We start from the raw sequence: 21448 nt of genomic DNA, 5'->3' as shown, positions 1-21448 counted from the left end.
CTTCGCCCATGGATACGCCGCCACGGTGGTTCATCGGGCTGATGTCGGGCACGTCGCTGGACGGCGTGGATGGTGTGCTCGCGCATTTTTCAGGCCAAAAATGCACTGTAGCCCAGCATGCATCAGCGCCATTAGCTCCTGATTTAAGAGCAGAACTCCTCGCTCTCAACAGCACCGGCCACGACGAACTGCACCGCGCGGCGCTCGCCGCGAATGCGCTGGCGCGTACCTATGCGAAGGTAGTCCACCGTCTGCTGGACCAAGCGGGCCTCACGGCGGCCGCGGTGCAGGCCCTGGGCGCGCATGGGCAGACGGTGCGCCACCGGCCGCAGGCGTTCGATGGCACGGGCTACACGCTGCAACTCAACCAGCCCGCCTTGCTCGCTGAAATCACCGGCATCACCGTCGTGGCCGACTTCCGCAGCCGGGACGTGGCGGCGGGCGGCCAGGGCGCGCCGCTGGTGCCCGCCTTCCACCGCGGCGTGTTCGGCCAAGCCGGACGCACCGTGGCGGTGCTGAACCTGGGGGGCATTTCCAATCTGAGCATCCTGCGGGCCGACGGGACCACCGTGGGGTTTGACTGCGGCCCGGCCAACGCCCTTATGGATCACTGGTGCGAGCGGCATACGGGGCAGCCCTACGACCACGAAGGCGCCTGGGCACGCAGCGGCCATGTCCTGCCCGCCCTGCTGGAGGCGATGCTGGACGAGCCATTCCTCGCCCTTGCGCCCCCCAAGAGCACGGGGCGTGACCTGTTCCATCCGCAATGGCTGGCCACACGCCTTGCGGCCAGCGCCGTGGGCGCCGCGCCCCAGGATGTCCAGGCCACCCTTGCCGAGTACACGGCCCTTACGTGCGTCCAGGAGTTGTCACGGCACGCACGCGACTGCCGGCTGTTGATCGTCTGCGGCGGCGGGGCACTGAACCGCTATCTGATGGAGCGCCTGCGGCAATTGGCGCCGACGGTTCGCGTCGAAAGCTCGGATCACCACGGGCTGCCTCCCCTGCAGGTCGAAGCGGCTGCCTTCGCGTGGCTGGCGCATCAATGCGTCAGCGGCCAGACAGCCAGCTTGCCCGCGGTCACAGGCGCCCGCGGGGAGCGCATCCTCGGCGCCATCTACCCCGCCTGAGCGACCTGCCACGCAGCCATAAAAAAGCCGCCCGTAGGCGGCGGATTCTCATGGGCTGTGCGTCAGTGGTCTTCCACGGAGAAGCTGGAGCCGCAGCCGCATGTCGAGGCGGCATTCGGGTTTTTGATGACGAACTGCGCACCCTGCAGGTCTTCCTTGTAGTCGATCTCTGCACCCACCAAGTATTGGTAGCTCATGGCATCGATGAGCAGTGACACACCGTTCTTGGTCATGGTGGTGTCGTCTTCGTTCGTGATTTCATCAAATGTGAAACCATACTGGAAGCCCGAGCATCCCCCGCCCTGCACGAAGACCCGCAGCTTGAGGTCAGGATTGCCTTCTTCGGCAATCAACTCGGCCACCTTGGCGGCGGCGCTGTCGGTGAAAAGGATGGGGGCGGGCATCTCGGTCGTGGTGTTCTCGGCAACGGCGCTCATGAAGGGCTCCTTGGGTCAGTCTTTGTTTCGATGGTAAGGCATAGCCCCCCAGCGCTCCGTTCACTGTGCGTTTGACGCCAGTTTCAGTGTGGGCTTTTCTTCCAGCAGCAGCGGCGCGGCCGGGCAGAGCTGCCCGGCAATCACCGCGCCCTGGTGCATTTCAAGGGCCTTGTAATGCACGTTACCGGTGATCCGCGCCTTGGGCTGAACCTCCAGCAGCTCCGTGGCATGTACGGGCCCCTCCACCGTTCCGTTGACGATGACATGGGCGGCATGCACCGCACCTTCCACCTTTGCCGATTCGGACACCACCACAATGCTGGGTTCAGCCGAAGACCGCAGGTCGCCGATCACTTCGCCATCCACCCGCAATCCGTCAGCGAACAGCACATCGCCCTGCACGCGCGTTCCTTGCGCAATCAGGCTCTTGATCGGGGGTGGCTTCTTGCGCGAAAACATGTGGTATTCCCTCGGGGTGTAGTAGTCATTGCCATGCGGGTCCGCAGCCGGGCCCTATGGCTCTAGTGAAAAAGTCTGGGCCGCGCGCAACGAGGTTCCATCCATCAGGCGCGCGGTCACGGTTTTTACCATGGCGCCCGGCGGCAGGGCCGCCACGCCCTGAACCCGTCGGTACTGCCGGAACTGAAGCGGCTGGATGACCGCTGGAGACGTGGAGGACCACTCCGCCCCGTTCAGCGTGCCCGCCAGCAGCAGTTCCAGCCGACCCTTGAATTCCGGCGCATTGCGCATGGGCTGCATGGCCAGCACCTGCCAGCGCAACTGCCCACCTCCCTCCAAGGTCTCGGCGTGCAGCCCGCGGATGGTCAGGTTGCCAGGCTTGCCGGTGGGGGTCAGCTTCTCGAAGAAGCCCAGGTCCTCCCGCAGGCTGCGGTTGTCGGCTTCGAGTTGCCGCAGTTGCTCCAGCAGGCGATCCATGGCCGCCTGCTCGGCTATGCGCAGGCTGCCCGCGGCTTCCTGCTTTTCGTGCTGGAGACGGTTGTGCTCGCGCAACTGCGACACCTCTGCACGAAGGCGCTGCAATTCCTCCCGGCTGCCCGCGTCCAGCCCGGCGATCCGCTTGCCCAGGTCGAAGGCCCACAGCGTCATGGCCGCGCACAGGCCCAGGACGATGGCCACGGCCGCCCAGCGCAGCGGCCACGGAAGCGCGCTGCGCACGGTGACGCGCGGAGCGGAGATCGTGAGGCGGCGGCGCAGCAGTCGGTAACGCATGGGCAGTGCACGTTTCTTTCAGTGGGATGGTCGCCGCCCGCGGCAACGCCCAAAAACAAAAAAACCGCCCCGAAGGGCGGTTTCTGCAGTCTGCAGCACGCCGAGGGGCGCTGCAGCATAACGCAAGGCAGTGGCCGAGGCTTAGCGCTTCGAGAACTGCTTGGCGCGGCGTGCGGAGTGCAGACCGACCTTCTTACGTTCGACTTCACGAGCATCACGCGTCACGAAGCCGGCTTGGCTCAGTGCGGGCTTCAGCGTCGCGTCGTAGTCGATCAGAGCGCGGGTGATGCCGTGGCGGGCAGCGCCAGCCTGGCCGGATTCACCACCGCCGTGCACGTTGATCTGGATGTCGAAGGTTTCGACATGGTTGGTCAACGCCAGGGGTTGCTTGGCAATCATGATCGAGGTTTCGCGGCCGAAGTACTGCTGAATGTCTTTGCCATTCACAGTGATCTTGCCGGAACCCTTCTTCAGAAACACGCGGGCGACGCTGGACTTGCGACGGCCGGTGCCATTGTTCCATTCACCAATCATTCAAGGCTCCTTAGATTTCCAGCGCTTTAGGCTGCTGAGCGGTGTGCGGATGTTCCGCGCCGCCGTACACCTTGAGCTTCTTGATCATGGCGTAGCCGAGCGGGCCCTTGGGCAGCATGCCCTTGACGGCCTTTTCCAGCGCGCGGCCGGGGTGCTTGGCTTGCAGATCGCGGAAGTTCGTGGCCGTGATACCGCCGGGATAACCCGAGTGGCGGTAGTACACCTTGTCCAGGGACTTGGTGCCGGTGACCTTGAGCTTGGAGGCGTTGATGATGACGATGTAGTCGCCGGTATCAACGTGAGGCGTGTAAATGGCTTTGTGTTTGCCGCGCAGACGGAGGGCAACTTCGCTGGCTACCCGGCCGAGCACCTTGTCGGTGGCGTCAATCACAAACCACTCGTGCACGACCTCAGCGGGCTTTGCGCTGAATGTGGACATGAGTTTCTCTTTTCTAGAGGTGGTTTGGCGGTCCTTTTCCACGGTCGGTGCTTTTCTGATGAAAGCCTCTTAGGTGGGATGTGCGCTTCGCCGCGGGACCTAAAAATCGCTGCGAAGCCGGCCATTATACAAAATCGACCGCTGCGCAGTGCCCTACTGCGAGTAAAGCTGTCGCCTGTGCTCCTCGGCTTCCTGCCGGCGGCGGTTTTCCACGCAAACGGGATGGTTGGCCAGCCCCGGCTTCTGGCATTGCTCGTGAATGCACAAGGGGCGTGCAAAGAAACTGGATGCCTCGCAGGCCTCGTCAGGCCCGGGCACCCTTGCGGGCACCGCAGGGCGTGACGGCGCAGGGGGAGGTGGCGCCGGCTCGGGAGCCGGAACCACAGGGGCGGGCGCTGGGGCAGGCGCGGTCGCCTCGGCAGCCTTGCGCGCAAGCCGGGGTTTGGAGACGGCCGCCGGCCGGGCCTCAGCCACCGACGCAGCCTCTGGCTGCATTGCCATTGCCGCCGACGCGGGGTCCGCCGCCTCATGCGACACCATCACCACCTCTGCCGGCTCCGGTGCTGGCGCTGGTGACGCAAGTTCCGTGATGATCTCGTTTTCGGGGGTATACCGCGGCGCGCTCTCCCGGCCTCCCCACCACGGACTGCTGGCGATGACCAGCAGCGCCAGAGAGGCAGCCATACCCCACACCAGCCGTGCCCGTCCGCCATGACCTGCTCTGGCAACACGGGGGGCTGATGCATGGCGTGCAGCCTTCTGGGGGCGGGGTGCGCGCGCGCGCGTCGGGTGGCGTGTACCGGTCGGCGCGTCATGTTGCGGCATCTCGCGCGTATCTGCGAAGGCCTGCGTGTCGCCCGCATCGGCAACCGTTTCCGCAAACACGGTCGCAGGCTCCACGGTTGACACCATGAGGTCTGCCGGCGCGCTAGCCGACGCCGCCACAACGGTGGCGGCCTGCGGCCGGGAATCCTGCGGCTGCGACATCGCCGTGAGGTCGATCATCGGGACTGCCACGCCCTGCGCATCCTTGCTCGAGGGCTCCACCCAGATGGAGCCCAGTTCGGCACGGAAGTCGAACCCGTCCAGTCCCGCGGGCGCCGCCGTCATGCCCATCGTCTGCAGGAACGCGTCGATCGATTGCGGACGGTCTTGCGGCTGCAGCGCCAGGCATTGCGACACCGCATCGACGAACGGACGCGAGTATTCCACGCCGAACTGCTTGCGCACCGTGCGTGCTACGCGGGAGAACGACACCATGCGGTCACGTATGGCACGCAGAGTAGCGGGCAGCGGCGTGTCGTTGCACAGGCAGCCATGCACGACGGCGCCCAGCGAATACAGGTCGCTCCACGGCCCTTGGTGCAGGTGCGATGCCGCGTCCGTGTACTGCTCTATGGGCGCGTAGTTGACTTTGAGCACGGCCGTGTGCTTCTGGTCCCGGTCGCTGATCGCATGCCGCGCGGCGCCGAGGTCCAGCAGCACTGGTGGGCCATGGTCCTGCAGGAAGATGTTGTCCGGCGAGATGTCGCGGTGCAGCGTCTGTCCATCGTGCAGCACCCGCAACGCGCTGGTGACCGACCACAACACCTTGCGCAGCCATTCCTCGGGGGGCGGCGTGCGCATGTGCGCGCGCGCCTGCTTGAGGGTCAAGCCGCTGTACAGGGGCATGACCATGTAGGCCGTGTGATTGGCTTCCCAGAACCGGAAGACCTTCACCAGCGAGGGATGGTCGAACTGCGCCAGCAGGCGCGCCTCGTCCACGAACGAGGCCAGGCCCGCCTGGAAAGACTGCTCGTCCGACGAGGAACGCACCCAGAGCGAATGCCCGTCCGCGCGGCCCGCCAGGGCGGCAGGCATGTATTCCTTGATCGCGACGAAACGCAGCAGGGAATGGTCGAACGCCTGGTACACCATGCCGAAGCCACCCACGCCCAGCAGCGCCACGATCTCGAACTCTCCCAACCGGGTGCCCGCCGGGAGGGCGTCGACGTGGTGCGCGACGCTGGCGGGCGTGAAGCGGGGGGGGAGCGAAGACATGGAGTGCGTTGCGGACAAGGGATGCGGATCAGCGAGGGCAGCGAAGTCTAACGAGGAAGCGGAGGAAGCACCGCGGCACGCCGCAGCGGACGCCATGATGCGCCAGGCAGCCAGGCCGACGCGCAACAAAGCGCATCCTGTCTGCCAAAAACATCACTTCCCGTACCAGGCGGACCCGCATTGTGCCCGCGATGGCGCTGGTTACCATTGGGTGCATGTTCAGTTACCGCCACGCCTTCCACGCAGGCAACCACGCCGATGTGCTCAAGCACACGGTGCTCATTGCCACCTTGCAACACCTTCTACAGAAAGACGCGGCCCTGACCGTTCTGGACACCCACGCCGGCGCGGGCCTGTACCGGCTCGACGGAGACTATGCCTCCACCAGCGCCGAATCCGCGGACGGCATCCTGCGCCTCGTGCCGCCAGCGGCTCCTCCCGCCCTGGCACCCGCGCTGCAGGACTACGTGGACATGGTGCGCGCCTTCAACCAGGGCGATGCCACGCGCGTCTACCCCGGCTCGCCCTTCATCACGCAGCGCCTCTTGCGCGCCCAGGACAAGCTCAAACTGTTCGAGCTGCACCCCACCGACGCCCGCTCCCTCGCAGGCAACATAGCCCAGCTTGAAGCAGGCAGGCAGGTGGCCGTGCTGCAGGAGGACGGTTTTGAGGGTGTCAAGAAATTCATCCCCCCACCGGCCCGCCGCGCGCTTGTACTGTGCGATCCCAGCTATGAAATCAAGAGCGACTACCTGCGCGTGCAGGCGCTGTTGCAGGATGCGCTGAAGCGCTTTGCGACCGGCGTGTATGCCGTCTGGTACCCCATCATTCCGCGGGCGGAGGCGCACGATCTGCCGCGCCGGCTCAAGACGCTGGCCCAGAAGGCGGGCAAGCCCTGGCTGCATGCGACGCTGACCGTGAAATCCAGCAAACTGGCCTCCCCTGCGGCCGGCGAAGGCGCGCGCCGGCCCGGCCTGCCGGCCAGCGGCATGTTCGTGGTCAACCCTCCCTTCACGCTGCAGGGCGTGCTGCGCGAGGCGTTGCCGCAGATGGCACAACTGCTGGCCCAGGACCGCAACGCGTCCCACACGCTGGAGGTGGGTTAAGCCCCCGGCCAGCGGCGCCCGCACGATCCCTGGGACGCCGTGGTTTAGCGCCGCCGGGCCCGGCTCTTGCGGGGAGTAGTGCGCGCTGCGCCCTGATTTGTGCGCGCTTGCGCGGCGCCCGCTGGAGCAGCGGCCGGCGAGGCTGCGGGCGTGGACGACGGGTCCAGCTCCGGCAGATCTTCGGGGCAGCTGTCGTCGTCCGGCCCCATGTGCCAGATCTCCACGGGCTTGATGCCCAAGCCCACCATGCCCAGTTCCTGCGCCGCGGCCTGGCTCAGATCGATGACCCGGCCTGGCGCGAACGGTCCGCGATCATTGACGCGCACCACCACCACCTTGCCGTTGACCAGGCTGCGCACGCACACCCGCGCCCCGAAAGGCAGCGTGCGGTGCGCGGCGGTGAGTTCCCCACAGTCAAAACGCTCGCCGCTGGCCGTGCGCCGGCCATGCAGGCTGCCGCCGTACCAGGAGGCCAGCCCGCGCCCGAGCAGCACGCCGCTTTCTTCCTCGTCTTCGCGGCCGCGCTCGATGGCGGTATCGGCTTCACGCGGAGAAGACGGTGCCGAGCGCACCCTGCCCTCCTTGCGAGCCCGCGGCGGGGCCGATACACCGGAGTCGGGTGGGCTGTCCGCCTGCGCGCCCGCCGGTCCCGGCAGTGCCTGCGACGGGCCATGTGCTATTACAGGGGGCGCATCGGCGGGTGGCGCCGCGCAACCCGCCAGCACGGCCGCCAACAGCACGCCGGCCAACCACCGTCCCATGCGGCCGGGATGAAAAGGGTCAGAAGTCGCCGCAGCGGGTGATGACGTTGGTCTCAAAACGGCGCAGATCATTGCGTTCACCCGGTGTCAGGTCGGTGCGCGCTCTCTTGGCGGCCAGGATGCGTTTGGACTCCGCGCATTGCAGCGCCTTGCGGCTTTCCTGCTCCTCCTGCGCCAGTTGGGCTTGTTCCTCGCGCTCGCGCTCTGTGCGGCGCTGGCTGCGTGCCTCGCGGCGCTCGCGGTAGTAGCGCGAGGCGGCATCGCTCTCCTCGTCGCTGCAGTCGCGCCGGTATTCGCGCTGCATGCCTGCGATGACGTCGTAGCTGGAGCCGTTGGCCGATGCCCCGCGGATGCTGTTTTGCAGCGTGCGGCAGCGCCCGCTCATGTAGCTCTCGTATTCCGGCACCTCGCGCATCGCACTGCTGCGCCGGGACGGGGTGGGCGCGTAGCTGCGGGGCTCTGCACGCGGCTCCACCGGCCCCGCCGAGACGGCGCTGGTCACCATGCCTTTCGGGCACGGGCGCGCCAGGGTGTAGACGGCGCCCTGCTCGTCGCGGCAGGAATAGCGCGTCTGCGCCGACGCGGGCGATGCCATCGCAAGCGACAGCGTGGTGAACAGCAGGAAGGCAATGACGGGACTCATACCGCAAACGCGCAGGGGAAGGAGGAAGAGGACGGGAAAAAGCTGCCGATATTACCCACCCCCGCCGCTTCAGAGCCCCAGGCGGTCGCAGATTTCCAACGTGGCCGCGCTCTGGTTCATGGTGTAGAAGTGCAGGCCCGGCACGCCCTCGCGGCGCAGTTGCTCGCACAGGTGCGTGACGACATCCAGGCCGAAGGCGCGAATGCTCGCCACATCGTCACCATAGCCCTGCAGGCGCAGGCGGATCCAGCGCGGGATCTCGGCGCCGCAGGCGTCCGAAAAGCGCAGCAGCTGCGACGCGCCCATGATCGGCATGATGCCCGGCACCACGGGCACGTCCAGCCCCAGGCGGCGCACGTCCTGCACGAAGCGCAGGTAGGCGTCGGCATTGAAGAAGTACTGTGTGATGGCCGAGTCGGCGCCCGCGCGCACCTTGGTGGCAAAGGCCTGCAGGTCGGCATCCGACGAACGGGCCTGGGGATGGACCTCGGGGTAGGCAGCCACCTCGATGTGGAAGTCGCGCCCCGTCTCGGCGCGGATGAACGCCACCAGATCGCTCGCGTAATGGAACTCGCCCCCGATGCCATAGCCACTGGGCAGGTCGCCGCGCAGCGCAACCAGGCGCTTCACGCCCATGGCTTTCAGCTCGGCGAGCTGCGCGCGCACGCCGTCCTTGGTGGCGCCGATGCACGAGAAGTGCGAGGCCGCGCTCACGCCCTCGGCGAGGATTTCGCGCACCGTGCCGAAGGTGCCCGCCTGCGTGGAGCCCCCCGCGCCGTAGGTGACGGAGCAGAACTCGGGCCGGCGCGCATACAGCTGCTGGCGCACGGCGCGCAGCTTGTCGGCGCCTTCGGGCGTCTTGGGCGGAAAGAATTCAAAGCTGACCGGAAAGGCCGTGGAAAGGCTCATGCCTTCCTCCTTGCATGGATGAAGAACTCGCGATTGCCGTCGCCCCCCTCGATGGGGCTATCGATCCAGGCCACCACGTGCAGCCCCAGCTCCGTGCAGCAGTCGCGGATGCGCTGCTCGATCTGCGGATACAGCTGCGGGTCGCGCACGATGCCGCCCTTGCCCACTTGGCCGGGCTGCAACTCAAACTGCGGTTTGACCAGCATCAGCAGCTGGCCCTGCTCTTTCAGCAGGGGCACCAGCGCAGGCAGCACCAGCGTGAGCGAGATGAAGGACAGGTCGCCGGTGACGAGATCGAACGCTGGGGTGATATCCACACCCTCGCACTCGGGACGGCGGCGGCGCTGCACGGGCAAAGAGCCCTCGGCGCGTGCCTTGGCCTTGGCGGCGCGCTCGGCCTTGAAGCTCTCGATCTCATGCTCCTTGGCGTCGTCGCTGTCGTCGTACTCATCGTCCACCATGCCGCCGTTGCGCATCCAGGCGTAGGGGGCCTGGGGCTGGGTGTCGTTGTCTTCCGCGTCCTCGATGACTTCGGACAGCGCCACATCGCAGGCGTCGTGCAGCGCCTCGGGCGTGAGGGCACGGGCATTCAGGCCCTCCACACACACCACGCGCGGGTCGGCGCGCAGCCGCTCGTGCAACTGACCATGACCCACGTCCACGCCAATCACCTGGGCAGCGCCATGTGCCAGCAGGCAGTCGGTGAAACCGCCGGTGCTCTGCCCCACGTCCAGGCAGCGCAGGCCAGCCACTTGCATGCCCGTGGCCGCCAGCGCGCCTTCAAGCTTGAGGCCGCCGCGCGAGAGGTACTTGGCCTCCGCAGCGTCCAGCAGCTGCACCTCGACCCCCGCAGGAATGTCGTCGCCGTTCTTGGCCACCTTCTGCCACGGCAGCGTGGGCGCCAGGCGCCACTGCACGCCGGCGGCAATCAACCGCTGGGCCTGCGACCGGGTGGCCGCGTAGCCGCCTTCCACCAGAAATACGTCCGCGCGCATCGCGCTATCCTCTCATATCGATAGCTGGCAGCGCTTGCAGCGAGCCAATTTCAGCAATTTTTCATGCTGAAAACGACTACTGGCAAGCGCAAGCAGCTATGCTTTTTAACAATCAATAGCGGTAGGTGTCGGGCTTGTAGGGGCCCTGCTTCGGCACGCCGATGTAGGCGGCCTGCTCGTCGCTCAGCTCGGTCAGCATGGCGCCCACCTTCTTCAGGTGCAGGCGCGCCACCTTCTCGTCGAGGTGCTTGGGCAGCACGTAGACCTTGCCCACGTCGTAGCCCTCGGGGTGGGTGAACAACTCGATCTGCGCGATCGTCTGGTTGGCGAACGAGTTGGACATCACGAAGCTGGGGTGGCCCGTGCCGCAGCCCAGGTTCACCAGGCGGCCCTTGGCCAGCAGGATGATGCGCTTGCCGTCCGGGAAGATCACATGGTCGACCTGGGGCTTTATTTCTTCCCACTGGCAGTGCTCTTCGAGCTTGGCGACCTGGATCTCGTTATCGAAGTGGCCGATGTTGCAGACGATGGCCTGGTCCTTCATCGCCTTCATGTGCTCGAAGGTAATGACGTCGCGGTTGCCCGTGGTGGTGACGAAGATGTCGGCCTTGTCGGCGGCCCACTCCATGGTCACGACCTTGAAGCCTTCCATAGCGGCCTGCAGGGCATTGATGGGGTCGATCTCGGTCACCCACACCTGGGCGCTCAGGGCGCGCAGCGCCTGGGCCGAGCCCTTGCCCACGTCGCCATAGCCCGCCACCACGGCCACCTTGCCGGCGATCATCACGTCGGTGGCGCGCTTGATGCCGTCCACCAGCGACTCGCGGCAGCCGTACAGGTTGTCGAACTTGCTCTTGGTCACCGAATCGTTCACGTTGATCGCACGGAACAGTAGCGTGCCCTTGGCCGACATTTCCTTGAGGCGGTGCACGCCGGTGGTGGTCTCTTCGGTCACGCCGATGATCTGGGCGCTCTTGCGGCTGTACCAGGTGCTGTCCTCGGCCAGCTTGGCCTTGATGGCGGCGTACAGGATGCGCTCTTCCTCGCTGCCGGGGTTGGCCAGCACGGAGGCGTCCTTCTCGGCGCGCTTGCCCAGGTGCATCAGCAGCGTGGCGTCGCCGCCGTCGTCCAGGATCATGTTCGGGCCTTCGCCCTCGCTGCCCTTGGGACCGAAGTCGAAGATGCGGTGGGTGTAGTCCCAGTAGTCCACCAGGGTCTCGCCCTTGATGGCGAACACCGGCGTGCCGGTGGCGGCAATCGCGGCGGCGGCGTGGTCCTGGGTGGAGAAGATGTTGCACGAGGCCCAGCGCACGTCGGCGCCCAGGGCCTTGAGGGTCTCGATCAGCACGGCCGTCTGGATGGTCATGTGCAGCGAGCCGGTGATGCGTGCGCCCTTCAGGGGCTGCTTGGCCGCGAATTCCTCGCGGATGGCCATCAGGCCGGGCATCTCGGTCTCGGCAATGCGGATTTCCTTGCGGCCCCAGTCGGCCAGGGAGATATCGGCAATCGCGGAGTCGGCTGGGGACTTGAGAACAGCGCTCATGGTGGTTTCCTTGATGGGTATCTGAAAAAACCGCGCCTGGGGGATGGGGCTCACCGCACCGCAAGGCGTGGGTGAGCGTCGTTGCTGGGTATGACTTCCGAGCCTCGCGCCCCGCCGTGCTGGGGACGCTGCAACGCTCCTCGGAAAGTGCAAGATTATACCGGCGCCCCCGCACCACGCGCTGCGCCGTAGAATCCCCGCCCAATGCCAGGGCGCTCCCGCAGGGTGCGCCCGCCTCTTCTCGCACCGGCCGCAGCGTACCGCGCGGCCCTCACCCAGAATCACTGTGTCGTACGCCCCAGAAACCCGGCGCCGCCGGACTTTTGCCATCATCTCCCACCCCGACGCCGGCAAGACCACGCTGACGGAAAAGCTGCTGCTGTTCTCCGGCGCCATCCAGATCGCCGGCGCCGTGAAGGGCCGCAAGGCCAGCCGCCACGCCACGTCCGACTGGATGGAGATCGAGAAGCAGCGCGGCATCTCGGTGGCGTCGAGCGTGATGCAGATGAGCTACCGCGACCATGTCATCAACCTGCTGGACACGCCGGGCCACAAGGACTTCTCGGAAGACACCTACCGCGTGCTCACGGCCGTCGATTCGGCCCTGATGGTGATCGACGCGGCCAACGGCGTGGAGGCGCAGACGCGCCGCCTGATCGAGGTCTGCCGCCAGCGCGACACGCCCATCATCACCTTCGTCAACAAGATGGACCGCGAGGTGCGCGACCCGCTGGACATCCTCGACGAGGTGGAGCGTGAGCTGGGCATGCCCTGCTGCCCCATCACCTGGCCCGTGGGCCAGGGCAAGAGCTTCGGCGGCATCATCAACCTGCGCACGCAGACCATGACGGTGTTCGCCCCCGGCAGCGAAAAGCGCCCGCAGGACTTCGAGGTCATTCCGCTGGCCGATGCCGACAAGCTGCGCGCGCGCTTCGGTCAGGCCTTTGACGACGCACTGGAAAGCATGGAGCTGGCGCAAGGTGCCTCGGCGCCCTGGGACCATGAAGCCTTCCTGGCTGGCAAGCTCACACCGGTGTTCTTCGGCTCGGGCGTGAACAACTTCGGTGTGATGGAAGTGCTGGATGCGGTGGTGGACATGTCGCCCCCGCCCGGCCCGCGCAAGAGCTCGCTCGTCGTCAACAAGCAGACCGTCGAGAAGACCATCCTGCCCGAAGACAAAGGCTTTTCGGGCGTGGTGTTCAAGGTGCAGGCCAACATGGACGCCAACCACCGCGACCGCATCGCCTTCGTGCGCGTGGCCAGCGGCAAGTACACGCCCGGCATGAAGCTCAAGGTGCAGCGCACCGCCAAGGAACTGCGCCCCACCAGCGTGGTCACCTTCATGAGCCAGCGCCGCGAGGCGGTGGAAGAGGCCTACGCCGGCGACATCATCGGCTTCACCACGCACGGCGGCGTGCAGCTGGGCGACACCATCACCGACGGTGCCAACCTGCAGTTCACCGGCCTGCCGTTCTTCGCCCCCGAAATGTTCATGACCGTGGTGCTGAAGAACCCGCTGCGCACCAAGCAACTGCAGCAGGGCCTGATGCAACTGGGCGAGGAAGGCGCCATCCAGGTCTTCAAGCCCGAGGCCGGCGGCAACATGCTGCTGGGTGCCGTGGGCCAGCTGCAGTTCGAAGTGGTGCAGCACCGTCTGAACACCGAATACGACTGCGACATCCGTCTGGAAGCCTGCCAGTACACGGGAGCCCGCTGGATCACCGCCGACACGCCGGCCGAACTGCGCGAGTTCGAGAACGCCTACCCCATGCGCATGGCGCGCGATGCGGCGGACACGCTGGCCTATCTGTGCACGAGCCCATATGACGTACGGCTGGCGCAGGAGCGGTTCCCGAAGATTCACTTCCATCCGCTGCGGGAGCATGCGGGGTTGGCGTTGCAGAACAGTTGACGCGACCCCCATCCGCCATGCACCCTCTTGCCTCATGGGACGAGTTGGCGCGCACGTGCATCACCGGCGTGCTCACCGACATCGACGACACCCTGACCACCGATGGCGCCATCACCGCCGATGCCCTGCAGGCGCTGGCCGACCTGAAAGCCTCAGGGCTGCACGTCATTCCGATCACGGGCCGGCCGGTGGGCTGGAGCGAGCCTTTTGCCGCTGCCTGGCCGGTGGACAGCATCGTTGCTGAGAACGGTGCGGTGGCGCTGCTGCGGGCGTCCCGAAATTTTGCCCCAAATGGCCTACAGTCCCCGTGCGATAAGCGCGAGCAGCTATTAAAGTTGTATCAACAGGACGCCGCCACGCGCGCCTCCAACTTCGCGCGCATGCAACAGGTGCTGGCCGAGATTGAAGCCGCCGTGCCCGGCGCCCGGCGCGCCACCGACTCGCCGGGGCGCGAGACGGACATCGCCATCGACCACAGTGAATTCACGCACCTGCCCCAGGCGGCCATCGACCAGGCTGTCGCCCTGATGCATGCCGCGGGCATGAACGCCACCGTGAGCAGCATCCACATCAACGGCTGGTTTGGCGCGCACAACAAGCTGGAGGGTGCGCGATGGATCGTGCGCGAGCTGTTCGGGCGCGATCTGGACGCCGAGCTGGAGCGCTGGGTCTACATCGGTGACTCCACCAATGACCAGCTCATGTTTGCGCACTTCCCGCACAGCGTGGGTGTGGCCAATATTGCGCGTTTCGTGCCCCAACTGCAGCATCTGCCGCGCTATGTGACGCAGGGCGAGCGCGGGGCAGGGTTTGCAGAACTTGCGCAATCCTTGCTTGCCATCAACGATCGCTGACATCGACCGTCCAGGTGCGCGTTGCACTACCAAAACGCCACCGGGGCTTCACAACTCGCCTTCTAAAATGACCCTTTTCACAAAAAGGGTTACACCATGGCAAGGCGCATTCCCGCAATGCTGGCGCTGGCGTTGTTCGCCGGGCTGGCGTGGCAACCCGCGGCGATGGCCCAGGCCGGCCGCAGCAAGGTGGACATCGACACGCGCTTGCAGCAAGCCATGGCGGACCCCAAGCTGGCCGACGAGCTCTACAAGGTGGGCCGCAAGGTCTCGGCGGTGTGCGCCAACTGCCATGGCGACGGAGGCAACAGCACCAAACCCTCGGTACCCAACCTCGCGGGCCAGAACCCGGCCTATCTGTTGGAGCAGGTGCGGCAGTTCGCAGACGGGCGCCGCCGCTACGAGTTCATGGAAGGCATGATCCGCGCGATGAACAGCGACGAGAAGATCGGCATGGTGCTCTTCTACGCCGCGCAGCCCGTCACTCCCAAACCCGTGGCGGACGCAGCGCTGCTGGCCAAGGGGCAGGAGATCTTCGGCAAGAACTGTTTTCGCTGCCATGGCGACATGGGCCGGGGCAACGACCAGATCGCACGCATTGCCGGCCAGCAGACCGACTACCTGCGCAGCACTCTCAAGCGTTACCGCGACGGCCCAAACACGCGCGCCCATTCGATCATGACGCCCAACACCAAGCTCCTCACGGACGCCGACATCGAGTCGCTGGTGGCGTACGTCTCGTCGATGCAGTGAAGCACCGCCCGCTCGGGCGGGTCGATCACAGCTTGTACGTGGACAGCAGGATGCTGGTTTCGGTGCGCGCGATGCCCGGCGTGAGCCGAATGCGCGTGAGCGCCAGGTCGAATTCCTCCAGGCTCTGCGCGTGCAGTTCGGCCACGATGTCCCAGCGGCCGTTGGTACTGTGCAGCGCGCCGACCAGCGGCTCTCCACGCAGGGCGCGAATCACGTCAGGCGCCGCGTTCCCTTCCACTGCAATACTCATCCAGGCGCGGATCCGGTGGGGCTCCGACTCGGGGCGCAGCCGCACGGTGTAGCCGACGATGACGCCCTCTTCCTCCAGCCGGCGCAGGCGGTTCTGAACGGTGCCGCGGGCCACGCGCAGACGTGCGGCGAGCGCCGCCACCGGCATGCGGGCATCCGCACGCAGCAGGGCAATGATCTCGCGGTCGACGTCGTCCATGTTGCGCATAGTGCCACGGGTTGCTGGCGAAACGCCAGTTTTTTGCGCTTATTGAGCAGTTTGCAGGCTGGCACCAAGCGCAGGGCCTGTCCACAATGGGGAAACACGTTGGACCGACACCATGACACGCCTCATTGACTTGTCGACCCTTGCTGCCTTTGTGCATGAACGGGGCGCCGCACGCTGCATGACCGAGCTGGCGGCCGAGCTTCGCTCCGACTTCCTGCGCTGGGAGTCTTTTGACAAGTCCGCCCGCACGGCCAGCCACAGCCCGCGCGGCGTGATTGAGCTGATGCCCGTGGCTGACGATGCGCTCTACAGCTTCAAGTATGTGAACGGCCATCCCGGCAACCCTGCCAGCGGACTGCCCACAGTGATGGCCTTCGGCGTGCTGGCGGAGGTCCGTACCGGCTATCCGCTGCTGCTGTCGGAGCTGACGCTGACCACGGCGCTGCGCACCGCTGCCACGTCGGCGCTGGCGGCGCAGGCGCTTGCACGACCCGGCAGCCGCCGCATGGCGCTGATCGGCAACGGGGCGCAGGCGGAGTTCCAGGCCCTGGCCTTCCACGCGTTGCTGGGCATCCGCGAACTGCGGGTGTACGACACCGACCCCGCCGCCACCGACAAGCTGGTGCGCAACCTGGCGCACGTCGATGGCCTCACCGTGGAGCGCGCCGCCAGCACGGCCGAGGCCGTGCGCGGCGCGGACATCGTGACCACGGTCACCGCCGACAAGAGCCGCGCCACCATCCTCACTCCCGCGATGGTGGAACCCGGCATGCACCTGAATGCCGTGGGCGGCGACTGCCCCGGCAAAACGGAACTGCACCCCGATGTGCTGCGCGGGGCGCGCGTGGTCGTGGAATACGAGCCGCAAAGCCGCGTGGAGGGCGAGATCCAGCAATTGCCCGCGGACCATCCCGTTACCGAGCTTTGGCGGGTGCTGCGCGGCGACGCGCCGGGGCGCACGCGGGCCGACGAAGTCACGGTGTTTGATTCCGTGGGCTTTGCGCTGGAGGACTACTCCGCACTGCGCTACCTGTACCAGCAGGCCCAGGCGCGCGGCCTGGGCGTGGATGTGGAGCTGGTGCCCACAGACGACCCCAAGGACCTGTTCGGCCGCACGCGCGGTGCGAGCGTCCAAGGCCGCACGCGGCTGCGGCGCGTGGCTTGACCGCCTCAAGCCAAATCAGGCTCTAACGCCCATCCATCAAGCGCTAGCAGCTATCAAAATAAAAGCAAAAGGCGCCAATGGCGCCTTTTGCCCTTTTGCCCTTTTGCCCTTTTGCCCTTTTGCTTTTGTACGCCACCCGGGCAAGCCTGGGCCACGGCCCATCCCACTGGCGCGCCCCGGACCATGGCAGCCGTGGGCCGGGCTCTGCCCTGCCGCCGGCTGCGCCCCCCCCTCCTGCAGCGCAGCGCTGCGAGTGTGGGGGAAGGCGCGAAGCGCCTCAGGGGGTATGCGGAATCAATGCTGCAGGATCTTGTTGAGGAAGTCCTTGGTGCGCGGCTGGCGCGCCTCGGGGTTGCCGAAGAATTCCTCCTTCGAGCAGTCCTCCAGGATCTTGCCGCCCACGTCCATGAAGATCACGCGGTTGCTCACCTTGCGCGCGAAGCCCATCTCGTGGGTCACGCACATCATGGTCATGCCCTCCTGGGCCAGGCCCACCATGACATCCAACACCTCGCCCACCATTTCGGGGTCCAGCGCCGAGGTCGGCTCGTCGAACAGCATCACGATGGGGTCCATCGACAGTGCGCGTGCGATCGCCACGCGCTGCTGCTGACCGCCCGACAGCTGGCCGGGGAACTTGTCCTTGTGCGCCGTCAAGCCCACGCGCTCCAGCATCTTCAGGCCGCGCGCCTTGGCGTCGGTGGGGTTGCGGCCCAGCACCTTGATCTGCGCGATGGTCAGGTTCTCGGTCACCGACAGGTGGGGGAACAGCTCGAAGTGCTGGAACACCATGCCCACGCGGCTGCGCAGCTTGGGCAGGTCGGTCTTGGGGTCGTGCACGGCCACGCCGTCCACGAAGATCTCGCCCTTCTGGAAGGGCTCCAGCGCGTTGATGGTCTTGATGAGGGTGGACTTGCCGGAGCCGGAGGGCCCGCAGACCACCACCACCTCACCCTTCTGGATGTTCGTGGAGCAGTCCGTGAGCACCTGGAAGCTGCCGTACCACTTGGAAACGTTCTTCAGTTCAATCATTGCAATTCCTTGGAACGCCGCTTCAGCGAATGATGGCGATCTTCTTGTGCAGGCGCTTGACCAGCCAGGACAGCGCGTAGCAGAGGATGAAATAGACCACGGCCGCGGCCAGGTAGGCCTCGATCGGGCGGCCATAGTTCTTGCCCGCGATCTCGAAGCCCTTGAGCATGTCGTAGGCACCGATGGCGTACACCAGCGACGTGTCCTGGAACAGGATGATGGTCTGCGTGAGCAGCACCGGCAGCATGTTGCGGAAGGCCTGCGGCAGCACCACCAGGCGCATGTTCTGCCCGTAGGTCATGCCCAGCGCCTGCCCCGCGAACACCTGGCCGCGCGGGATGGACTGGATGCCTGCGCGCATGATTTCGCTGAAGTAGGCGGCTTCGAAGGCGATGAAGGTCACCACCGCCGACACCTCGGCGCCGATGGGGCGACCGATGATCATGGGCACCAGCAGGAAGAACCACAGGATCACCATCACCAGCGGAATCGAGCGCATGCCGTTGACATAGATGGTGGCCGGCACGTCCAGCCACTTCTTGCCCGACAGGCGCATGAGCGCCAGCACCGTGCCCAGCAGGATGCCGCCCACGGTGGCGATCACCGTCAGCACCAGGCTGAAGTACAGCCCCTTGATCACGAAGTTGCTGAACAGCTCCCAGGTGAAGAAGGACCAATCGATATTCAGGTTCATATCAGTGTCCTCCCCCGCCTGCGGCAATCAGGCCCGGCACCCGCGTGCGCTTTTCGATGAACGCCATGATGCGGTTGATGGCAAAGGCCGAGATGATGTACAGCGCCGTGACGGCCAGGTACACCTCGATGCCGCGTGAAGTCTCTTCCTGCGCCTGCATGGCGAACATGGTCAGCTCGGCCACCGAAACGGCAAACGCCACCGACGAGTTCTTGAACACGTTCATGGTCTCGCTGGTGAGCGGCGGGATGATGATGCGAAACGCCATCGGCAGCAGCACGTAGCGGTAGTACTGGAACGTGGTGAAGCCCAGCGCCATGCCCGCATAGCGCTGGCCGCGCGGCAGCGCCTGGATGCCCGAGCGCACCTGCTCGGCGATACGCGCCGAGGTGAAGAAGCCCAGCGCAAACACCACCAGCACGAAGCCCGGCAGCGACTTCATGGCCGGGAAGATCGACGGCACCACGTGGTACCACACAAAGATGTGCACCAGCAGCGGAATGTTGCGAAACAGCTCGACCCAGGCGTTGCCCAGGCGCACCGTCCATGGGCGGCCTTCCAGCGTGCGCAGCGTGCCGACCAGCGAACCGACCACCAGCGCAACGGCCAGCGACAGCAAGGAAACGGATACCGTCCAGCCCCAGGCCGACAGCATCCAGTCGAGGTAGGTGATGTCGCCGTTCTTGCCGAAGCAGCTTTGACCGACCTCTTGGGTAATGGTGTCCTGGCAGAACACCTGCCAATCCCAATTCATAGGAGCACCCCTTCTATTCTTCGATCCGTGTTGCCGCGGCGGCACATGGCGGCGCTGGCGCAACAACAAAAAACGCCCCTTCGGGCCCAGAGGCCGAAGGGGCGATGCAATGCAAGCCGATTACTTGACTTCGTACGACTCCATGGGCTTGTCGTTCGGATTCGCCCAGGCTTCCTTGGTGGCTTCAGACAGCGGCAGGCCGATCTTCACGTTGGCCGGCGGGATGGGCTGCATGAACCACTTGTCGTACAGCTTGGCCAGAGAGCCATCGGCAATCTGGCGCTTGATGGAGTCGTCCACGGCCTTCTTGAAGGCGGGATCGTCCTTGCGGATCATGCAGGCGATGGGCTCCACCGACAGCACTTCGCCCACGATCTTAAAGTCAGAGGGGTTCTTGGACTTGGAGATGTTGGCGGCCAGAATGGAGCCGTCCATGATGAAAGCGTCGGCACGGCCCGTTTCCAGCATCAGGAAGCTGTCGGCGTGGTCCTTGCCCATGACTTCCTTGAAGTTCAGGCCATCGGCGCGCTTGTGCTTGCGCAGCGTCTGCACGGAGGTCGTGCCCGTGGTGGTCACGATGGTCTTGCCGTTCAGGTCCTTGATGCCGGTAATGCCCGACTTGGCGTTCACGGCAATGCGCACCTCTTCCACATAGGTGGTCACGGCAAAGGCCACTTCCTTCTGGCGGGCGGTGTTGTTGGTGGTGGAGCCACACTCGATGTCCACCGTGCCGTTGGTCACCAGCGGAATGCGGTTCTGCGAAGTAACCGGCTGGTACTTGATCTCCATGTTGGCCAGGCCCAGCTGCTTCTGGATGTCGGCCAGGATGCGCTCACCCATCTCGGTGTGGAAGCCCACGTACTTGCCGTTGCCCAGGGTGTAGCCCAGGCCCGAGGACTCGCGCACGCCCAGCGTCACGGCACCCGTAGATTTGATCTTGGCCAGGGTGTCGTTGGCCTGTGCGAACGCGCTACCAGCGGCCAGGACGGTAATGGCTGCGGCCAGCAAATGCTTCTTCATGAATATCTCCTTGTGGGTGAAGCGAAAAGCGAAGTGTATTGAAATCGAACGACCGTTCTGAGGAACCGATGGCGGTCAAGCCACACCCTGCGGCACGTTCAAGACAGGGGCGTATTGTGGGTTCAGAAGGGGACCTGATCGGTAGGGTATTTCCAGAAGTCCCGCAGCAGGTAGCTCACGGGCAGGTTCAGCGCACGGTGGGTAGGCGCAATGGGCTGCATGAACCACTTGTTGTAGATGGCGTTGATCTCATTGCTCACGATCAGGCGGCGCATCTCCTCGTCCACCAACTTCTTGAACTCGGGATCGTTCTTGGGAAGCATGATCGCCAGCGGCTCAGTGGTGACGAAGCGGCCCACCACCTTCAGCGCCTTGGGGTCGGGGCGGTTGGCCGCCAAGCCATACAACAGCACATCGTCCATCACGAAGGCGTCGGCCTGGCCCTTCTCCACCATGACCACCGCGGCCTCATGGTCGGGCGCCTCCACCATCTGGATGCGCATCAGCCGTTCGCGGTTGGCCTGCTCGGCCGCTTTGTAGGGCGTCGTGCCTTTGGTGGACACGAGCTTCTTGCCTTCCAGATCCTCCATGCGCGTCACCGTGCTGGCCGCGGGCACCAGCAGGCGCGCACCCGTGATGAAGTGCGGAATGGTGAAGGCCACATCCTTGCGGCGCTCGGCGTTGTTGGTGGTGGAGCCGCATTCCATATCGGCCTTGCCGGTCTTCACCATCTCAATGCGATTGGCGGGTGTCACCTGCACCAACTGCACCGGCATGTTCTTCATGCCGGTCTTCTTGCGCACCACTTCGGCGATATGCAGGCACAGGTCCAGGGCGTAGCCCATGGGCTTGCCCTCGTGCACGTACGAAAACGGCACCGACGATTCACGGTGTGCCAGCACCAGCGGTCCGCCGCCGCGCACACGCTCCAGCACCCCTTGGGCTTGCGCGCCCACGGCGCAGCACAGCGCCACCGCGGCGCCCAGCGCCTTCCATCCTTGCTTGCAATTCATTCAGAGGATCTCCCTTGTGCATGGCTT

23 protein-coding genes and 1 riboswitch are annotated in these 21448 nt (G+C 65.6%); of the genes, 6 read left to right on the top strand and 17 right to left on the bottom strand.

What is annotated here, in order from left to right:
- Nucleotides 1-8 precede the first annotated feature (8 nt).
- Nucleotides 9-1130 carry an anhydro-N-acetylmuramic acid kinase gene (locus HND92_RS04380; RefSeq protein WP_172206138.1) on the top strand — a complete coding sequence of 374 codons (1122 nt, stop codon included), beginning with the start codon at nt 9-11 and terminating at the stop codon, nt 1128-1130.
- A gap of 62 nt (nt 1131-1192) precedes the next feature.
- On the opposite strand, the gene erpA is transcribed toward HND92_RS04380, so the two are convergent.
- From erpA to HND92_RS04350, 6 genes are all read right to left on the bottom strand, one after another.
- On the bottom strand, nt 1193-1567 hold the full coding sequence (gene erpA, locus HND92_RS04375) for an iron-sulfur cluster insertion protein ErpA (protein ID WP_011804082.1): 375 nt from the start codon (nt 1565-1567) through the stop codon (nt 1193-1195).
- A 60-nt stretch (nt 1568-1627) separates the two neighbouring features.
- Nucleotides 1628-2026, bottom strand: coding sequence for a polymer-forming cytoskeletal protein (locus HND92_RS04370; protein ID WP_011804081.1), 399 nt, complete (start codon nt 2024-2026; stop codon nt 1628-1630).
- Nucleotides 2027-2080: 54 nt separating this feature from the next.
- On the bottom strand, nt 2081-2797 hold the full coding sequence (locus HND92_RS04365) for a DUF6776 family protein (RefSeq protein WP_012655620.1): 717 nt from the start codon (nt 2795-2797) through the stop codon (nt 2081-2083).
- A 141-nt stretch (nt 2798-2938) separates the two neighbouring features.
- Nucleotides 2939-3331, bottom strand: coding sequence for a 30S ribosomal protein S9 (rpsI, locus tag HND92_RS04360; protein ID WP_011804080.1), 393 nt, complete (start codon nt 3329-3331; stop codon nt 2939-2941).
- Nucleotides 3332-3341: 10 nt separating this feature from the next.
- A complete protein-coding gene (gene rplM, locus HND92_RS04355) occupies nt 3342-3770 on the bottom strand; it encodes a 50S ribosomal protein L13 (RefSeq protein ID WP_011804079.1) in 429 nt (142 codons plus the stop codon).
- A 153-nt stretch (nt 3771-3923) separates the two neighbouring features.
- The gene (locus HND92_RS04350) at nt 3924-5810 is read right to left on the bottom strand and encodes a serine/threonine-protein kinase (RefSeq protein WP_172206136.1); all 1887 of its coding nucleotides are present in this window, start codon (nt 5808-5810) and stop codon (nt 3924-3926) included.
- Nucleotides 5811-6025: 215 nt separating this feature from the next.
- On the opposite strand from HND92_RS04350, the gene HND92_RS04345 reads away from it, so the two are divergent.
- On the top strand, nt 6026-6916 hold the full coding sequence (locus HND92_RS04345) for a 23S rRNA (adenine(2030)-N(6))-methyltransferase RlmJ (RefSeq protein ID WP_012655618.1): 891 nt from the start codon (nt 6026-6028) through the stop codon (nt 6914-6916).
- A gap of 44 nt (nt 6917-6960) precedes the next feature.
- Here HND92_RS04345 and HND92_RS04340 read toward each other — a convergent pair whose 3' ends face one another.
- The 5 genes from HND92_RS04340 to ahcY all read right to left on the bottom strand — a co-directional run bounded on the left by HND92_RS04340 (nt 6961) and on the right by ahcY (nt 11767).
- Nucleotides 6961-7677 (bottom strand): septal ring lytic transglycosylase RlpA family protein, encoded by a 717-nt coding sequence (locus HND92_RS04340; protein ID WP_253940102.1) that lies wholly within the window; start codon nt 7675-7677, stop codon nt 6961-6963.
- Nucleotides 7678-7696: 19 nt separating this feature from the next.
- On the bottom strand, nt 7697-8320 hold the full coding sequence (locus tag HND92_RS04335) for a DUF4124 domain-containing protein (protein WP_172206134.1): 624 nt from the start codon (nt 8318-8320) through the stop codon (nt 7697-7699).
- A gap of 69 nt (nt 8321-8389) precedes the next feature.
- Entirely contained in the window at nt 8390-9229 is an 840-nt protein-coding gene (gene metF / locus HND92_RS04330) for a methylenetetrahydrofolate reductase [NAD(P)H] (protein ID WP_012655616.1), read from the bottom strand.
- Nucleotides 9226-10224 carry a TlyA family RNA methyltransferase gene (locus HND92_RS04325; RefSeq protein WP_172206132.1) on the bottom strand — a complete coding sequence of 333 codons (999 nt, stop codon included), beginning with the start codon at nt 10222-10224 and terminating at the stop codon, nt 9226-9228. The genes metF and HND92_RS04325 overlap by 4 nt, the downstream gene beginning before the upstream one ends.
- Nucleotides 10225-10336: 112 nt before the next feature.
- Nucleotides 10337-11767, bottom strand: coding sequence for an adenosylhomocysteinase (ahcY, locus tag HND92_RS04320; RefSeq protein WP_103738640.1), 1431 nt, complete (start codon nt 11765-11767; stop codon nt 10337-10339).
- 66 nt (nt 11768-11833) lie between these two features.
- Nucleotides 11834-11915: riboswitch (S-adenosyl-L-homocysteine riboswitch) on the bottom strand.
- A gap of 138 nt (nt 11916-12053) precedes the next feature.
- Between ahcY and HND92_RS04315 the strand changes: the two genes are divergently transcribed.
- The 3 genes from HND92_RS04315 (at nt 12054) to HND92_RS04305 (ending at nt 15286) form a co-directional block, all read left to right on the top strand.
- Nucleotides 12054-13679: a peptide chain release factor 3 gene (locus tag HND92_RS04315; RefSeq protein ID WP_172206130.1), complete on the top strand. Its 1626-nt coding sequence runs from the start codon at nt 12054-12056 to the stop codon at nt 13677-13679.
- A 17-nt stretch (nt 13680-13696) separates the two neighbouring features.
- A complete protein-coding gene (locus HND92_RS04310) occupies nt 13697-14533 on the top strand; it encodes an HAD-IIB family hydrolase (protein WP_103738624.1) in 837 nt (278 codons plus the stop codon).
- A 96-nt stretch (nt 14534-14629) separates the two neighbouring features.
- On the top strand, nt 14630-15286 hold the full coding sequence (locus HND92_RS04305; protein WP_135148817.1) for a c-type cytochrome: 657 nt from the start codon (nt 14630-14632) through the stop codon (nt 15284-15286).
- 25 nt (nt 15287-15311) lie between these two features.
- Here the strand turns inward: HND92_RS04305 and HND92_RS04300 are convergent, their stop codons facing one another.
- Nucleotides 15312-15743 (bottom strand): Lrp/AsnC family transcriptional regulator, encoded by a 432-nt coding sequence (locus HND92_RS04300; RefSeq protein ID WP_088887658.1) that lies wholly within the window; start codon nt 15741-15743, stop codon nt 15312-15314.
- Nucleotides 15744-15855: 112 nt separating this feature from the next.
- On the opposite strand from HND92_RS04300, the gene HND92_RS04295 reads away from it, so the two are divergent.
- Nucleotides 15856-16908 (top strand): ornithine cyclodeaminase, encoded by a 1053-nt coding sequence (locus HND92_RS04295; protein WP_172206128.1) that lies wholly within the window; start codon nt 15856-15858, stop codon nt 16906-16908.
- A gap of 294 nt (nt 16909-17202) precedes the next feature.
- Here the strand turns inward: HND92_RS04295 and HND92_RS04290 are convergent, their stop codons facing one another.
- The 5 genes from HND92_RS04290 to HND92_RS04270 form a co-directional block, all read right to left on the bottom strand.
- Entirely contained in the window at nt 17203-17940 is a 738-nt protein-coding gene (locus HND92_RS04290; protein WP_011804066.1) for an amino acid ABC transporter ATP-binding protein, read from the bottom strand.
- 22 nt (nt 17941-17962) lie between these two features.
- Nucleotides 17963-18634, bottom strand: coding sequence for an amino acid ABC transporter permease (locus HND92_RS04285; protein ID WP_011804065.1), 672 nt, complete (start codon nt 18632-18634; stop codon nt 17963-17965).
- 1 nt (nt 18635) lies between these two features.
- On the bottom strand, nt 18636-19388 hold the full coding sequence (locus HND92_RS04280) for an amino acid ABC transporter permease (RefSeq protein ID WP_011804064.1): 753 nt from the start codon (nt 19386-19388) through the stop codon (nt 18636-18638).
- Nucleotides 19389-19508: 120 nt separating this feature from the next.
- On the bottom strand, nt 19509-20408 hold the full coding sequence (locus HND92_RS04275; protein ID WP_011804063.1) for a transporter substrate-binding domain-containing protein: 900 nt from the start codon (nt 20406-20408) through the stop codon (nt 19509-19511).
- Between the two features lie 122 nt (nt 20409-20530).
- Nucleotides 20531-21421, bottom strand: coding sequence for an amino acid ABC transporter substrate-binding protein (locus HND92_RS04270; protein ID WP_172206126.1), 891 nt, complete (start codon nt 21419-21421; stop codon nt 20531-20533).
- Nucleotides 21422-21448 lie beyond the last annotated feature (27 nt).

Origin of the sequence: Diaphorobacter sp. JS3050, from assembly GCF_013154915.1 — a bacterium.
Taxonomy (GTDB): domain Bacteria; phylum Pseudomonadota; class Gammaproteobacteria; order Burkholderiales; family Burkholderiaceae_C; genus Diaphorobacter; species Diaphorobacter nitroreducens.
The sequence above is the reverse complement of the archived record's forward strand: the minus strand, read 5'-3'. Positions and strand labels throughout refer to the sequence as shown.